General features: G+C 51.6%; 16 protein-coding genes. 12 read left to right on the plus strand and 4 right to left on the minus strand.

Translation table 11 applies throughout. The features are described 5' to 3' along the window. The 3 genes from cydB (at position 1) to BLX24_RS10930 (ending at position 2,430) form a co-directional block, all read left to right on the plus strand. Positions 1–1,035 (plus strand): cytochrome d ubiquinol oxidase subunit II, encoded by a 1,035-nt coding sequence (gene cydB / locus BLX24_RS10920; protein WP_071503150.1) that lies wholly within the window; start codon positions 1–3, stop codon positions 1,033–1,035. Between the two features lie 96 nt (positions 1,036–1,131). Beyond that, on the plus strand, positions 1,132–1,851 hold the full coding sequence (locus BLX24_RS10925; RefSeq protein WP_071503151.1) for a hypothetical protein: 720 nt from the start codon (positions 1,132–1,134) through the stop codon (positions 1,849–1,851). A gap of 108 nt (positions 1,852–1,959) precedes the next feature. Continuing rightward, complete coding sequence (locus BLX24_RS10930; protein ID WP_071503152.1) at positions 1,960–2,430, plus strand: FKBP-type peptidyl-prolyl cis-trans isomerase; 471 nt, start codon at positions 1,960–1,962, stop codon at positions 2,428–2,430. A gap of 31 nt (positions 2,431–2,461) precedes the next feature. Here the strand turns inward: BLX24_RS10930 and BLX24_RS10935 are convergent, their stop codons facing one another. Then, a complete protein-coding gene (locus tag BLX24_RS10935; RefSeq protein ID WP_071503153.1) occupies positions 2,462–3,166 on the minus strand; it encodes a DUF421 domain-containing protein in 705 nt (234 codons plus the stop codon). A gap of 171 nt (positions 3,167–3,337) precedes the next feature. On the opposite strand from BLX24_RS10935, the gene BLX24_RS10940 reads away from it, so the two are divergent. The 3 genes from BLX24_RS10940 (at position 3,338) to BLX24_RS10950 (ending at position 6,451) form a co-directional block, all read left to right on the plus strand. Next, complete coding sequence (locus BLX24_RS10940) at positions 3,338–4,195, plus strand: CvfB family protein (protein ID WP_071503154.1); 858 nt, start codon at positions 3,338–3,340, stop codon at positions 4,193–4,195. A 107-nt stretch (positions 4,196–4,302) separates the two neighbouring features. After that, a complete protein-coding gene (locus BLX24_RS10945) occupies positions 4,303–5,847 on the plus strand; it encodes a sensor histidine kinase (RefSeq protein ID WP_071503155.1) in 1,545 nt (514 codons plus the stop codon). Between the two features lie 220 nt (positions 5,848–6,067). After that, positions 6,068–6,451: a hypothetical protein gene (locus BLX24_RS10950; protein WP_071503156.1), complete on the plus strand. Its 384-nt coding sequence runs from the start codon at positions 6,068–6,070 to the stop codon at positions 6,449–6,451. Between the two features lie 120 nt (positions 6,452–6,571). On the opposite strand, the gene BLX24_RS10955 is transcribed toward BLX24_RS10950, so the two are convergent. Both BLX24_RS10955 and BLX24_RS10960 read right to left on the minus strand, forming a co-directional pair. After that, positions 6,572–7,600, minus strand: coding sequence for a bile acid:sodium symporter family protein (locus tag BLX24_RS10955; RefSeq protein WP_071503157.1), 1,029 nt, complete (start codon positions 7,598–7,600; stop codon positions 6,572–6,574). Between the two features lie 22 nt (positions 7,601–7,622). Continuing rightward, on the minus strand, positions 7,623–8,423 hold the full coding sequence (locus BLX24_RS10960; RefSeq protein ID WP_071503158.1) for an NIPSNAP family protein: 801 nt from the start codon (positions 8,421–8,423) through the stop codon (positions 7,623–7,625). A gap of 308 nt (positions 8,424–8,731) precedes the next feature. On the opposite strand from BLX24_RS10960, the gene BLX24_RS10965 reads away from it, so the two are divergent. The 6 genes from BLX24_RS10965 (at position 8,732) to BLX24_RS10990 (ending at position 15,455) form a co-directional block, all read left to right on the plus strand. Next, complete coding sequence (locus BLX24_RS10965) at positions 8,732–9,685, plus strand: polyphosphate polymerase domain-containing protein (protein WP_229201763.1); 954 nt, start codon at positions 8,732–8,734, stop codon at positions 9,683–9,685. Further along, positions 9,627–10,244, plus strand: a complete 618-nt coding sequence (locus tag BLX24_RS10970) for a DUF4956 domain-containing protein (RefSeq protein ID WP_071503160.1) — start codon at positions 9,627–9,629, stop codon at positions 10,242–10,244. The genes BLX24_RS10965 and BLX24_RS10970 overlap by 59 nt, the downstream gene beginning before the upstream one ends. 12 nt (positions 10,245–10,256) lie before the next feature. Beyond that, positions 10,257–10,922, plus strand: a complete 666-nt coding sequence (locus BLX24_RS10975) for a DUF2490 domain-containing protein (RefSeq protein WP_071503161.1) — start codon at positions 10,257–10,259, stop codon at positions 10,920–10,922. Positions 10,923–11,050: 128 nt separating this feature from the next. Continuing rightward, entirely contained in the window at positions 11,051–13,249 is a 2,199-nt protein-coding gene (locus BLX24_RS10980) for a B12-binding domain-containing radical SAM protein (RefSeq protein ID WP_071503162.1), read from the plus strand. 60 nt (positions 13,250–13,309) lie between these two features. Beyond that, a complete protein-coding gene (tnpA, locus tag BLX24_RS10985; RefSeq protein ID WP_071503163.1) occupies positions 13,310–13,762 on the plus strand; it encodes an IS200/IS605 family transposase in 453 nt (150 codons plus the stop codon). A 325-nt stretch (positions 13,763–14,087) separates the two neighbouring features. Beyond that, positions 14,088–15,455: a M24 family metallopeptidase gene (locus BLX24_RS10990; protein WP_071503164.1), complete on the plus strand. Its 1,368-nt coding sequence runs from the start codon at positions 14,088–14,090 to the stop codon at positions 15,453–15,455. Between the two features lie 83 nt (positions 15,456–15,538). On the opposite strand, the gene BLX24_RS10995 is transcribed toward BLX24_RS10990, so the two are convergent. Beyond that, positions 15,539–16,402, minus strand: a complete 864-nt coding sequence (locus tag BLX24_RS10995) for a sugar phosphate isomerase/epimerase family protein (RefSeq protein WP_071503228.1) — start codon at positions 16,400–16,402, stop codon at positions 15,539–15,541. Positions 16,403–16,449: the final 47 nt, after the last annotated feature.

The raw sequence follows: 16,449 nt of genomic DNA on the forward strand, positions 1-16,449 counted from the left end.
ATGGACTCATTTCTTGGCATAGACCTGCCTACGTGGTGGTTTTTATTAATCGGTGCCCTGGTCAGCGGATACGGCATTCTGGATGGTTTTGACCTGGGTGCCGGGGCGTTGCACTTATTTTTCCGGAAAGAGCAAAGCCGCCGGATTGCCCTCAACGCCATCGGCCCCGTCTGGGACGGTAACGAAGTGTGGCTGGTTATCGGTGGCGGTGCGCTGTTTGCCGCCTTTCCGCTGGTCTACGGCATCATTCTGTCCGTGCTGTACCTGCCGTTTATCCTGTTGCTGGTCGCCATTATTTTCCGGGCCATTTCGATTGAATTCCGGAGTAAAGAACCGATGAAATGGTGGCGACAGTTCTGGGATATCAGCTACTGTCTGTCGAGCACCTCGATTGCCTTATTGCTGGGGCTGGTGCTGGGTAACCTGATTCAGGGCATGCCGCTCAATGCCAATCACGAATTCACCGGCCGTCTCCTCGACTTCATTAACCCCTATGCCGTGCTGATTGCCGTGACGGTTTTATCGCTCTTTATGCTCCACGGAGCCATGTATCTGGCCATGAAAACCGAAGACCGGCTCTATGCCCGCATGACTATTCTGATCAACAACACGAGTAAATTCTTTATTCTTTGTTTCATCACCGCCTCTATGGCCACGCTGATCTATGTGCCCCACATGCAGGCTATTTTTCACAATCATCCGGTTTTGTTTGTGCTCCCGCTCACAGCCGTCCTGATTGTGCTGAATATCCGGCAAAGCATTGAAAAGCGCCGGTACCTGCGGGGGTTCATTTCTTCGTCGGTTACGATTGCGCTGATGCTCGTCTTGTTTGCCATGGGTTTATATCCGAACCTCGTCCTGTCGAATACCGATCCGGCGGGGCATATCAGCATTTACGAAGCAGCGTCGACCAATAAATCCCTCCGCATCATGCTGCTCTTTGCCGGCATCGGTATGCCACTCGTACTGACATACACCGTTTTCGTATTCTGGACCTTCAGAGGTAAAGTAAAGCCGGATGAAATCAGCTACTGATACATGTTTTTATTAACATAAAATTAACGGACGGATACGAAAGGGCACCGACATCTTTTCCGACTTTTACGGAAGCTTGTACGACTTTGCCCATTCATGCGACATTTACTTTACAGCCTGCTGCTGCTTTGCCTTATTTCCGGCAAAACGGCTTATTCCCAAACCAGAACAGCCGGGGACATTATCCGGCAGACCCTGACAACGTATCAGCACTGTAAAACCTACACGGATCAGGGCGTTATTGTTATCCGGTATAAAACCAGCAAAGGCAGCAGCAGCCAGCGTATACACGTTAAGACCCAATTCCGGCGCAGCCCCGGGCAATTGACGTATCAAAGCCAGTGGGTCAATACAGGCGGGGTCGCTGATTGCTTTGCTGTGGTCAGCGAAAATAATCTGATCCGGTCGTTTGCCCGGCTAACGGCAAACCAGCAGATTTACCTGTCAAAACAGGATGCCATTACCCGCGCAAATGAGTTCTCCGGCGGTGCGGCCTTCAGCATTCTGTCGTTATTGTACAATCTGCCAACAGACATCCACTGGAATATCGGCCGTGTTTCTGACTGGGTCGTTAAGGAACCCCTGCAGCTGAAAGGGCGTGATTTTTATCAGTTGAAAGGCAGTCTTCCCGATCTCAATATCAGCGGGATTACCGTACTGATTGATCCGCAGACCTTCCTGATCAAACGGCTGATGTACCTGCAGAAAAATACGGGCGATGTCCTCACTGTTATTGAGTTAGAGCCGGCAATGAACCAGGATAGCGCTGTCATTGTTCCGGTAACTGAAGACAATTACTGTCTGCCAAACCGTTAGGTCATTCTATAAAATCTAAACCTTTTATTAGGCGTTTAGCGTTTAAGGTATTTGCTTTACAGCTGTAACCGAACCGGTTTACTAAAAACAGACTCAATTATTCTGGTTATGCAAATTTCAAGACACAAGGTAGTCGGCATCCATTACACACTGCGCGACGATAACGGTAATGTACTGGACTCGAGCGAAGGCCGCGATCCTTTATATTATTTACACGGTGAAGGCAACCTGATTCCGGGTATGGAAGAAGGACTGGAAGGCCAGTCGGCAGGTGCTAGCCTGAAGCTGGATGTTACACCTGAAAAAGGCTACGGTCAGCTTGATCCTGAGATGGTTCAGCAGGTGCCACGGAGCGCATTCGGCGGACAGGAAGTGAAGCCGGGCATGCAGTTCCACACCAATCAGGGGCAGGTGGTTACCGTTACAGACGTGACACCGGATGCCGTAACGGTAGATGCCAACCATCCGCTGGCGGGTCAGAACCTGCACTTCGACGTAGAGGTGGTTGAGGTTCGGGAGGCAACTACCGAAGAGATCGCCCACGGGCACGTGCACGGTCCTGGTGGCCATCAGCACTAAGACACCCGCCCCGCTCCAAAGCGGGGCTTTTTTATGTAACCCGTTTTGTGTTCAGGGCTTTTACCCAGGTGTCATGCCCGCACCGGCTACAAACCGGATGTAGCACCGGTTTAACAAATGCGTCAATATTACCGCAAAACGTACAGGCAAATTCGCCGTCCTGCTCTATCTTTTTGGTACGCTGCGCAAAAATTTCCGGCAAAACCGGTAAACCGGCTCTTACCCTGTCGTCTTCATAAAAATAGACACTGATGCTGCCGTTTGTCTCCAGATACGCTTTTCTGACCTGACCGAGGTGTTCGATACCGGCCGACCGAAGCTCCATAAAGAACTCATCCTGTCCAAGATCTTCCTTGCCGAATTCCTTATAGGCAAATTTACCTTCGTCTATCAGACAAATGACTTTGCCTTCCAGCAAGGTTTCCATTTTCGGAGATTTGGCCGCTAACCGTGTTAAAGTCCGGTAGCTTATTATCACAACCAGAAAAACCAGCAGGGCCGGCAGCATACCGACATCATGGTAAAACATAGGGTCGCCGGCGGCTGAGCCCAGACCAATGATCAGCACCAGCTCCACGACCGACAGTTGCCTGACCGTACGCTTTCCGGTGGCCCGGAGGGCGACAAAAATGACCACAAACATAAGTAATGTCCGCCCGAATACTTCCAGCAGAAAGCTACCCGGCACATCGCCGAACAGAATACGTTGCCAGTCGCCGAATTCATAATCGTTCATGGTTGTTAGCAGAAGGGTGAAGGTTTCGCAGCTATCGACAAACAGCGGCGTTTACATACATGGTCGTAACCATTCTGCCCGCTATTCAGTTAAAAAAAACGATTGAATCAACCCGGTTACCGGAAATTACCGGAACTTTGCAGCATTAATTGACTAAACTAATTCCAGTACATGCTTAAAATTGGACGCATGAACACCCTGACCGCCCTGCGCCGCACGAGCGTAGGCATGTTCCTGGGTGACCCAACGAGCGATCCCGAAGACGCCACCGACATCCTGCTACCCAATAAATACGTGCCGGAAAGCCTGCGTACGGAGGACGAAATCGAGGTTTTTGTGTACCGCGACTCCGAAGACCGGCTGATTGCCACCACCTTAGTCCCGCATATCCAGCGCGGTGAGTTTGCGGCCCTGCAGGCGGTTTCGGTCATGAATTTCGGTGCCTTTATGGATTGGGGGCTGGAGAAAGACCTGCTGGTACCCCACAAGGAACAAAGCCGCCCGATGCGTGTTGGCCGCTGGTATGTGGTCTACCTCTACCTTGATGAACAGACTGACCGCCTCGTGGCATCGAGCAAAATCAATAAGTTTATCAATGACCGCGCGTTTGACCTTGAGGTCGGGCAGGAGGTTGACTTACTGGTATATGAACCCACAGATCTGGGGTTTAATGCCATCATCGATAATCGCTACCGGGGCTTACTTTACGCCAATGAACTCTTCCAGAAGGTTTTTCCGGGCGACAGGCTCGTAGGATACGTCAAAACCATCCGGGAAGATAATCGCATTGACGTAACGTTGCAGAAACCTGGCTATCAGAACGTAGAACCAAACGCAGAGCGGATTTTACAGGTCCTGAACGAGTCAGGCGGCTTCCTGCCGCTTACAGACAACACCGATCCGAAACTGATTTATGATCAGCTGGAGATGAGTAAAAAAACGTTTAAGAAAGCGGTCGGGGCCCTGTATCGTGACCGGAAAATCGAATTAAAGCCGGACGGCATTTATCTGACCGGAAACACAAGATAATTCCTGTTATCTGATAAACGGGAAATTACAAACAAATTATACCTTTAACTCAGAATTATCACTTCCCTTCCAACAGTAACCATTTACGGGCGTAACACTATTTTTTTATGACACCAAATGCAACAGCAGGCAACGATGCCTCGCAGCTTACTGAATTGTTGTATGGCATCATGAATACCTCGTCACGCCTCATTACCTACTGTGAAATGGTTATCGGACCGGACACCGCGCAGCCGGTTGATCTGCGGTACCGGCTGGCTAATCAGGCTCTTTTTGACCTGTTTGGCTTGCCACAGGAAGCGGTGATTGGTAAAACCATTACTGAGGTTAACAGCCCGTTTCAGCAAACCGGCATTTTCACCAGACTCCTTGAGGCGGCCGGTAAGCGACAGGCTGCCTCGTTTGAGATTTTCACAACAAAGCGCTGGTTTCTGACCAACGTTACGCCCGTCCTGCAGGGGGTGATCATTTCATTCAGCGATATTACGCACCATAAGTATACCGAACAGCAAAATGAACAGGCACTCCAGTTACTGCAACGGGTACTGGATGCTTCGCCCTATTCGATTGTTTATTGCTCATCCGAAAAAGATACCGACGGCCAGATCATTGATTTTGAGTATCAGATGGCCAACAAACGGGTTGAAGATGTTATCGGCATTCCGCCCGAAGACATTGTGGGAGTAAAGATGACCACCCTGTTTCCGGGTATCCGGGAGAACCCGCTTTTCAGCCTTTACGTCGCCGTCGTCGAAACTCAGCAACCACAATCACTGGAGTGGCTGCTGCAACTTGGCTCCTTTAACAACTGGTACCTGATCACGGCAGTCCCGTTCGGCGATGGATTTGTGGCAACAATTGTTGACATTACGCGGATGAAAAAACTGCAGATTCAGCTGGAGAATACAATCAAAGAGCTAAAAACCTCCAACGAGTACCTGCAACATTTCGCCTATATTGCTTCGCATGACCTTCAGGAACCTCTCCGGAAAATACAGGCTTTCAGCGGCCTGATGCTTACCGAATACAGTCATCTGGTTGGCGACGATGGGGCCGACATTCTGTACCGGATGAAAGGCGCCGCCCAGCGCATGCAAAACCTGATCAGGGATTTACTGGTATATTCCCGAATCAGTACCCAGCCGCAATCCTTCGAAAGGGTTCCGCTCCATAACGTAATCGATACGGTACTGGATGACCTGGAAATTAAGATTCAGGAGCAGGATGCCTCGGTTGTTGTTGAGGCCCTGCCGGTTATTGAGGGCGATCCGGTACAGTTGCAACAGCTTTTTTTAAATCTGGTCTCCAATGCGCTGAAATTTGTACGCCCTGATCAGAAACCGGAAATTGTCATTAGCTGCCACCAGATTGCCGCTGACGATCTTCCGCTACTGCTTCAATCCAGTCAGCAGGCTTATTATGTCATTTCGGTACAGGATAATGGTATCGGGTTTAATCAGGACTATCAGGAACGGATTTTCCAGCTGTTTCACCGGCTTCATAACCAGAATACCTACCCCGGCACCGGTATTGGCCTCGCTATCTGCAAAAAAGCCGCCGAAAACCATGGCGGAACCATAACCGCCCGCAGTGCACCCGGCAAAGGCGCCACTTTCTCGGTTTTTTTGCCCAAAAACATAGCGAACGACTGATATTCAGACGCTTCCCGCCTTTCGTACCTGATCAAATAAGGATACAACCAGAGAAAGCTTGTTGGCTACGGGGGCTACGGGTTAATCCTGAATTGATCGGTATAAACAGACCATTCATCGACAAAAGTCCCTTTCCGGTCGAATGGGCAAGGATACCCGTTAAACGCTGACCAACCGATTGTCTCTAAGAATCAGAAACAACAAAAAACTGATATTCATCATGAAAAAGACAATCATCACCGCCCTGACCTTAGCCCTGTTTACAACCGGCATTTCATTCGCACAACGTGGTTACAACCCGGGCCCGGGCCGTTATCCGGCACCTCCGCAAAGCCGCGCCGACGATTTTCAGGAAGACCTGCGTATCGACCGGATTGATAACATCGTGGGCTTGACAAGACGCCAGGAGCGCGACATCAAACGCATCGAAAACCGGTATGATTATCTGGAACGTGCCCGACTGACGCCTCAGGAATACCGGCGTGTTATTTCGGAGAAAAACAGGGCAATTCTGTCGGTGCTAACCCCGGCACAACGTGACCGCCTATATGCCTCTCAGTACCGCAGCCGCCCCGGTGGCTATGGATATGGCCGCCGTGGATAACGGCCGCCGTGGATAAACGATCCGCTATTACAACCTGAATAAAATGCGAAGCCCGCAGCGAATTCTGTTCGTCTGCGGGCTTTTGTCTGCCGGTTTTCGAAACCATTTTGCACGTACGGATCATTGCGCAGGATTACGCTCGTTGACACTACCGAAGCGCTGGGCCAGAATACTGGCGGCAATAAGCTGAAGGGCATGATACATCATTATCGGCAGCAGTACTACGCCGACCGCATTACCCGGAAACAGCACATTGGCCATGACACTCCCCTGCACCAGCGATTTCTTCGACCCGCAAAACAAGGCCGTAATCTGATCGGGCCGGTTGAAGTTCAGCAGCCGGCCAATGGTATACACGATGCCGTACATCAGAAAGAACAACCCGAGCATCGCTACTCCCAGCAGCAGCAAATCCGGCAGGGTAAGCCCGTCGAACAGATGACGGCTGAAGGATTCACAGAACGAGATGTACACAATCGTCAGAATGATAAGCTGATCGAAGTAACGGAGCTGTTTTTTATACCGGTCGGCCAGAAAGCCCAGCCACCGGTTTAACCCCAGCCCCAGCACTACCGGCACCAGCACCTGAAGGGTAAGTTTCCAGATGACACCGGCCAGGTCATAATTTCCGGATGTATCGGTCAGCACGAGCCCCATCAGTACGGGCGTCAGAAAGACCCCGATCAGGCTCGAAATGCTGGCATTGAAGATGGCAGCGGGCAGGTTCCCACCCGCAATCGATACCATCACGACCGACGACGATACGGTCGACGGCAGCGCAGCCACGTAAAACGCTCCCAGCCAGAGTAAAGCCGCCTGGCCTTCACCGAAAAAGGGTTTTACGGCATAAACCACCACCGGAAACAGCACAAACGTGGTCAGGTGAATGGTCAGGTGGAGCCGCCAGTTTGTCAGGCCCGCTTTAAGTTTGTCGGGGCTCAGTTTCAGCCCGTAAAAGAAAAAGATCAGCGATACGCCCACATCCGCAAACGTATCGAGTGACCAGAAACCTTTCTGAATGCCCGGTTCCGGCCAAAGCCAGGCCAGGCCGATCATGCCCAGCAGGGCCAGTAAAAACCAATCGAGGCCGGCCCGAACCATTAAACCGCTCACCGCCGACCAGGAGGATGTCTGCTTTTTCTCCAACATTACGCCCGTTTAGTTCTGCTTACTAAAGCTGAGAATAGGCCGTTGGGTTCAGATAGTGTCCTTCAATTTTTGATACGGTATTCGCATATTCCGGCAGCGGACTCAGTTTTTTCCATTCCGGATCACTGCTGAAGGCCTTCCAGTGGGCATCCCGCGACGCTTTGTCGTCGAACGTGGTCATGTAGGCCAGGCAAGGCATCCGCGGGCCGGCGATCACTTTGGAATAGAACATCGCATTGAAACCCAGCCGGTCAAATATGTTGATTTCGCCGCCGACGTTGAACATATCGATCTTTTTCTGGCCCGCCCGCTCGCTGTAACTTTCGTAAATGCGGAATTCGTAGATGCGTTTATCACGCGGGGCTGTTGTGGCAGGCACCTTTAACACCGGCATTTCGTCGAAGGCCTCCATAATCATCGTTTCGATCCGGTCATAGGCCGGTTCGGTGTTCGGTGTATTCCAGTAAGGTGCGGCGGCCTCCATATAGGCTTTGTCGTTCGCCAGCTTTGCTGCTATTTTCGGTAACTGGTCGAGCGACTTATACGGAATCAGCACATAGAGCTTCAGCCCGTCTTTCTGATCGGCCTCCTCAAACACACCTACCTGCTGAATACCGGCCCGGTTATAGGCCGGAATCGCAGCCTGCTCCCAGTAAGCCTCCGTGAGCTTCTTCTGTTCCGGCGTCTTAAACCGGTAAATGCGCATTTCATAGGTCTGCTTTTGTTTTTTTGCCGCCGTTGCCAGATCATGAACCGCCAGCATCAGGGTCAGTGTCCAGACAGCCAGCGAAAGGTATTTAAGTACAGGTTTTAACGATACCATAGTTTTAAACATTTAGTAGAGACGCAAGATATTGCGTCTCAGATTCAGACAGTTCTTGCGTCTCAGACCCAGACAGCTCTTGCGTCTCAGACAGATCTTGCGTCTTCGCCTTACGGTTCAAGAATATTGTGTATTTTCCGGTTGTAAAGATAGATATCCTTGAATTATCTACACAATACCTTACTTTTTAGACACACCTCTTTAATTTATGAGTGGAATTTAACCGGTTCTGCCACGTTTCCCTGATCAACCGCGTAACGTATACTATCAACCAATATGAATCTATCCCCTGAAACACGTACGAAAAGATGGCTTTCCCTCCCATTGACCGATTTAGTGATCCGCCCGGCATCACGCCCATAACCGGACAACTACCTGTCGGGATCGCTCAGCCCCCAAACGGAGCACAGCCGGTTTCGCCTCAACGCTATGGGGCCATGACAACGAACCGGTTTCAGGAAGCGATTGAACAACAGCTTTCTCAGTTCGACCCGATTTCGCTGGACGACATGGATGCCGTCAAACTAATGGACCGGACCGACACAAAGTTTCTGGTTCCGCTTGCGCGGCTTCCTGCCTTACTCGATACCTTTTCGGCACATTACCGGCTTCTGACCATCCATGACACACAGCAATGCCGCTACCAGACACTCTATTACGACACGGCTGACCTGCGGCTCTATCACCTGCATCAGTCGGGTAAGCTCAACCGGTTCAAAGTACGGGCGCGTACGTATGTGGAGTCGGCTATCAGCTTTTTTGAGGTAAAACATAAGAACAATAAAGGCCGGACGGTGAAAAAACGGATTCCGCAGCCTGCCGTTAGTCCGCAGCTATCGGCACCTGTCCGCGACTTTCTGAGCCGTTTTCCGGAATGCGGCGCACTGCCTCTCGAAGGTCTTTTCTGGATTGACTATACGCGGCTGACCCTGGTGGGAAAACAGACGGCCGAACGCCTGACCATCGACCTGAATCTGACCTTCCGCAATGACACAAAGCAAGTCGGCTATCCCGAACTGGTCATTATCGAACTCAAACAGAACCGCGCTCAGGTATCTGTTTGCCGGCAGGTGATGAAGCAGGCCGGTCTCCGGCAGGGCGGTATCAGCAAGTACTGTTTCGGGGTCATGAACCTCTACCCCTCCGTAAAACAAAACAACTTTAAACGCCACTGGCAGGCAATCCGCAAAACCCAACAACAACATGCTGCTTTTGCAACAACTCACTACCCACTCAACCGGAACGTATCCCTTGTTCACTGACTTAAACCTGAACTTTCTTATCCGGCTGGGCATTGATCTGGCTGCCGTTCTGATTCTTGTACGCGGAATCTACTACCGGACCTACCGGCGGGCCGACCTGTTTCTGACGTTTTTCAGCTTTAACTTCATCATCTTCCTGATTTCGTTTTTGCTCAACAAGGTTGAAATGTCGATGGGGGCTGCCTTTGGCCTGTTTGCTGTCTTTTCGATGCTGCGCTACCGTACGGAAAGTATTTCGCTGAAAGACATGACCTACCTGTTTCTGGTCATTGCCCTTGGGCTGATTTCGGCCATCAGCAAAGGCGGGGGTGTTGAGCAACTGCTGTTCAACGGCGTTATTCTGACGGTTACGTTCTTACTCGAAAGCCCGATGCTGATGAAGAAAGAATCGGCGCAACTGGTTTACTACGAACGGATTGAACTGATTCCGCCCCAGCAACGTGATGAACTGCTCAGCGACCTGCGGATACGTACCGGCCTGAATGTGCATCGGGTAGAAGTCAACGAAATCGACCTGCTCAAGGATGCTGCGCGCTTAACCGTTTATTACTACCAGTAACCGTTCCTATACATGACCCGCTATCTGACCGCTCTGATCGTTCTGCTGCTAACTGCTTCTTGCTTCACTGTCCGGGCTCAGGACCCGAGCCTCCGCCTCTGGACAGGTATTCAGGTTGAAAAAAAAGTGCTGAAAAAAATAACCATTCAGGCTACTGCTCAGGCCCGTTTTATCGAAAACGTGTCGGATCTTGGCTCCTACATCGGCGAGCTGGGTGCTGCCTACAAACTGAACAAACACTGGGAGGTGGCCGGCTATTACCGGTTTATCGGCAAACGCAACTGGAAGCCCAACCGTGAGGTATACGTCAACGAGCAGATGCATCGTTTCTATGCTGATCTTAGTTACCAGCATAAAATCGGGATCATCAGGTTTGAGAACCGGCTCCGGTATCAGAATCAGTTTACCGACGTAACCCGCGAACAGGCCAACCGCGATTACCTGCGAAATAAGGCAGAAGTATCCTTACCGAACAAAAGCCGGTTTACGCCCGGCATTTCGGCGGATCTTTTCTACGGTTTCGGGCTGGGCTTTGACGTCATCCGTTACCGGGCAAACCTCGATATTAAACTCAATAAGCACAATACCATTACCGTCTACGGGTTTACGGAGCAGGAACTGATTGAGACCCCGGATCCGACCTATACTCTCGGGATAACCTATAAACTAAAACTCTGATCAACACACCATTACCCTCCATGCGGTCACGCGCGGCCGGTGGAGGGGCTGGTGTTTTTTAATCCTGCACGCCTCCAAAACCGGCCATTAGCCCGTACCTTTGTAGCCGGATCGATTTTGGAAACACGTTGGAACAGACTTTTTTATTACTGACTCCCCCATTCACACAGCTCAACACGCCCTATCCGGCAACGGCTTACCTGAAGGGTTTTCTGAACACACAGGGCGTACCGGCTCATCAGGCGGATCTGGGGATTGATGTCATTTTAAAACTGTTTTCCCGCCCGACACTTCGCCGGTTGTTCGATAATCTCCTGGCGGCAGAGGCTGAACTGTCTGAAAACAGCTACCGTATTGTCGAACTGCGCGACGAATATGTCCATACCATCGACCCGGTCATCCGGTTTCTGCAAAACAAAAACCCAACGCTGGCTTACAGCATCTGCGACCAGAGTTACCTGCCCGAAGCCTCACGTTTTGCCGATCTGGAAGACCTCGACTGGGCGTTCGGGTCGATGGGTATCCATGACAAGGCCCGCCACCTGGCTACGCTTTACCTCGAAGACCTCTCCGACCTGATTACTGAAGCGGTTGACCCGCACTTCGGCTTCAGCCGTTATGCCGAACGCCTTGGTCGCACCGCCACGCACTTTGATGACCTGCATGCCGCCCTGCTGGCGCCGGACACGCTCATTACCAGCCTGCTCTGCGAGGCACTGGAAGGCTATATCCAACAATACAGGCCCACGGTTGTCTGCCTGACAGTGCCGTTTCCCGGCAACCTCTATGGGGCGCTTACCTGCGGGAAATACCTCAAACAACATTATCCAGCGATTAAGGTCGTCATGGGCGGTGGCTACGCCAATACCGAACTCCGGTCGCTGGCCGAACCCCGCCTGTTCGACTATGTGGATTTCGTTTGCCTCGACGATGGGGAAGCTCCCCTGTTGTCCATCATCGATCACCTGACCGGCAACCGGCCCGCCAGTCAGCTCAAACGGGTGTATACGCGCACCGACGGCAAGGTAATTTACAACAACGGCGCGAAAGAGCGCGACGTGCCGCAGCGCGAGACCGGTACGCCTGACTACCGCGACCTGCGCCTGACCGACTACCTGTCGGTGATCGAGATTGTCAACCCCATGCACCGGCTCTGGAGCGACGGCCGCTGGAATAAGCTGACACTGGCCCACGGCTGCTATTGGGGTAAATGCTCGTTCTGCGACATCACGCTCGACTATATCAAGCGCTACGAACCGATGACGGCCACCCTGCTTTGCGACCGGATCGAAGAAATCATTGAGCAGACGGGGCAGCATGGTTTCCATTTTGTCGACGAAGCGGCCCCGCCTGCCCTAATGCGCGATCTGGCCATTGAGATTCTCCGCCGGAAGCTGACGGTAGTCTGGTGGACCAACATCAGGTTCGAAAAAAGCTTTACGTCCGACCTCTGCCGGTTGCTGAAGGCGTCGGGTTGCATTGCCGTTTCGGGTGGGCTGGAAGTGGCCTCTGACCGGTTACTGGAACGCATGAAAAAGGGGGTAACAGTGGCGCAGGTGGCTAAGGTGGCCGACAACTTTACGCAGGCGGGCATTATGGTGCATGCCTATCTGATGTATGGCTTCCCGACGCAGACCGCGCAGGAAACCATCGACTCGCTCGAAATGGTACGGCAGCTGTTCCAGGCAGGCATTGTGCAGTCGGGCTTCTGGCACCGCTTTGCCATGACTTCCCACAGTCCGGTGGGCCTCCATCCTGCCGAATTTGACGTGATGCGGCTGGGTCCCGACCGGGGCCCCTTTGCCGACAACGACCTTGACCATGACGATCCGCTGGGTGGTCCTCATGAACAGTTTTCGGAAGGCCTCCGGAAATCGTTGTTTAACTACATGCACGGTGTCTGTTTTGATTTCCCGCTCAAAAAGTGGTTTCCCTTCAAAGTGCCGCCAACCACCATACCGCCGACCTATATCCAGAACAGCCTGCGCCATGAGGCCGACAGCCAGCCCCGTGCCAACGCCATAGTGGTGTGGCTGGGTAGCGAGCCCTCGGTCTCGATCATTGAAGTACAGCAAGGCCGCCGGATTACCGAAATGGCAGAACTGGTCTTTTTCGACAAGAAAAACGAATGGGCCCTCGAAACCACCCTGGCGTGGGGCGAGTGGCTCGAAACGATCATTCCGCGCCTGCGCATCGGTCAGGATGACGTCTTATCGTTTGAGTCGCTCAAAGCTGGTTTCGAAGCCGCCGGCCTGGGCGATTTTAACGCGTTTCTCAAATCGGAGACCTGGAGGGAGCTTCGGGAAAACGGGTTGCTGGTGGTGTAGCGGGATGTTCCATCGCTGGCATTGACCGTCTAAACCGGCATAACTAATTCCTGTCTGGTCATGCCACAATCCATCTCACACGTCTACGTCCATCTGATTTTCAGCACTAAATACCGCCAGCCGCTCATTGATGACAGCATCAAAGAAGAATTGTACAGCTACATGGGCGGCATTTGTAAGCATTACGAATGCTATCCGGTGCAGATTGGTGGTTATTACGACCACATTCACATTTTGTGCACCCTGTCACCGAAGATTCCTTTGATGAAGCTGATGGAGTATGTCAAAAAGAACTCCTCAAAATGGATTAAGACCAAAGGGTCGGCCTATGCCGGGTTTTACTGGCAAAACGGGTATGCGGCTTTTTCGGTAAGTATCTACAAGGTTCAGACCGTTAAGCGGTACATTCAGAACCAGTACCGGCATCATCAGAAAAAGAATTTTCAGGATGAATGCCGGGGGATTTTCAGGACATACAAAATCCCTTATGATGAAAGATATGTCTGGGATTGATTTTTTATTTCATCTCATCTCATAGGGCTCTGCCCTATGCAATAGATTGAGCCCTTACAGGACAAATACAAAAATGCCCCAAAGGGGCTCAATCTATTGCCCGGGATATAATCCCAGGTTATGAATTATTTTTCTCATCTCATAGGGCTCTGCCCTATGCCATAGATTGAGCCCTTACAGGGCAAATACAAAAATGCCCCAAAGGGGCTCAATCTATTGCCCGGGATACATTCCCAGGTTATGAATTATTTTTCTCAAAGAGATCAATCTGTTGACTGGAACATAATCTCAGATTATTTTAGAAAATTCATTAACCCCCTGTTACATGCATCAACAGCTACTTGCACTTACCTTATTCTGTGGCCTGAGCCTTGCCTCCGTTCAGGTCAACGCCCAGACACCCGCCAAACAGGTAATCCTGACCGAACGGGAACGCGCCCGCGTCGTCGATGAGGTACTGGAAGACCGGTTTACCAACCTCCTGCCTCAGCTTATGCGCCGCGAAGGAATCGATATGTGGGTCATCATTTCCCGTGAATACAACGAAGACCCCGTCCTGAAAACCATGCTCCCGTCAACGTGGCTGTCGGCACGGCGGCGTACCATCATGGTATTCTTTGATCAGGGGCCGGAAAAAGGCATCGAAAAACTAGCCATCGCCCGCTACGATGTCGGAAATCTGCTGAAAGGCGCCTGGGACATCGATGTGCGCCCCAACCAGTGGGATGCCCTCACCGACATTATCCAGAAACGGAATCCGAAAAAAATCGGCCTGAACTTCTCGGCTAACTACGCCCATGCCGACGGCCTGACCTTTACCGAACACGGTGAGTTTACCCAGAAACTACCGGCAGACCTCCAGAAACGCATCGTTTCGGCCGAACGGCTTTCGGTCGGCTGGCTCGAAACACGGACCCCGAAAGAGATGGCGGTTTATCCGCTCATCTGCCGGTTGTCGCACCAGCTGGTACAGGAAGGGCTTTCGGAACAAGTCATTCAGCCGGGCGTGACGACCACCGAAGACGTGATGTGGTGGTACCGGCAACGCATTACCGAATTGGGACTCGACACCTGGTTCCACCCGACTGTCGACATTCAGCGCGCCGACGAAGCCCGCTTCGATCACCTGCGGACCTTTTCCAAGCGCCCCGCCGGTGAGGTCATCATGCCCGGCGATCTGGTCCATGTCGATTTCGGCATTACCTACCTGCGACTCAATACCGATCAGCAGCAACACGCCTATGTGCTGAAGCCCGGCGAAACCGACATTCCTGAAGCCATCCGGAAAGCCTTTATGCAAGGCAACCGCTTACAGGATATTCTGACGGAACATTTTCAGGCCGGAAAATCAGGTAATCAGATTCTGAAAGAAGCCCTCGACCAGGCACAGAAGGAAGGTATCAAAGGCACCATTTACACGCACCCCATCGGGGCACACGGCCACGCCGCCGGCCCGACCATCGGCATGTGGGATCAGCAGAAGGGTGTGCCCGGCTCCGGCGACTACCCGCTGCTACCTAACACAGCGTATTCGATTGAGCTTAATGCCGCCGTAGAAATTCCGGAGTGGAAAAAGACCGTGCGGATTATGCTGGAAGAAGATGGCTTTTTCGATGGTAAAACATTCCGGTACATCGACGGTCGCCAAACCGAAATCTATACTATTCCCCGCAAACTGGAGTATGTGAAGTAAATGAACAATGTAAAATGGGTAATGAATAATGTCAGCCTGACATCGTCCATTATCCATTTTACATTATTCATTATTCATTTAAATCACTCCTTAAGCCCCTTTAAATACGCGATGCTTTTTGGCATCTGAGCGTACTCCTGATTGCTTTCATCCTCGATGAAATAGTGCTTCACGCCGTTTTTACGGGCAATTTTCAGGATTTCAGGGATATTCACCTGTCCGTCACCCAGCACAACATCGTTTTCCGGCGGAGTACCGCCGGTCAGGTCACCTTTTACGCCTTTACGCAGGTCTTTCAGGTGCATCAGCTTCCAGCGGTTCGGGTACTTTTTGAGAAGTGCTACCGGATCAGCCCCGCCGTGCTGCGCCCAGAGAATATCCATTTCAAAGGAAACGTACTCCGGATTGGTATTTTTCACCAGGTAATCAAACAGTGTCCCATCCTCGTAAGGCTGAAACTCATAGCCGTGATTGTGGTAACAGAATGTAAGGCCATTGTCTTTCATCACCTTACCGATCCGGTTAAAATCCGTAACAGCCTGCTTCGCATTTTCCAGGCTGAACTCACCTCGCTTGTGCGGTATCCAGGCGCACATAACAAAGCTGGAACCCAGTTCTTTCGCCTGTTTAGCAATGCTTTCCGGATCTTTCACCAGTTGCTCATAGCCACCGCCGGTTCCGACAATCTTAATCCCGCGCTCTTCGCACAGTTTCCGGAACTCCTGCGACGTCATGCCTTTCGGTGCCCCACCCTCCATTTCGGTAATGCCCAGCGCCTTGATGGTATCAAGGGTGGCAATCACATTTTTCGGGAAACTGTTCCGGTAGGTATAGGCCTGAACACCAATCGGGAAGCGATAGATCGGTTTGCCTTTCTGGGCAACGACATCGGTCAGGCCGAGGAGCATACTGGCCGAAAAACCGAGTGCTAACAATTGTTTTTTCATCTGATAAGGGTTGTTTTTAATGGATAATGTACAATGAAAAATGAATA

The organism is Arsenicibacter rosenii, from assembly GCF_001870735.1.
Taxonomy (GTDB): domain Bacteria; phylum Bacteroidota; class Bacteroidia; order Cytophagales; family Spirosomataceae; genus Arsenicibacter; species Arsenicibacter rosenii.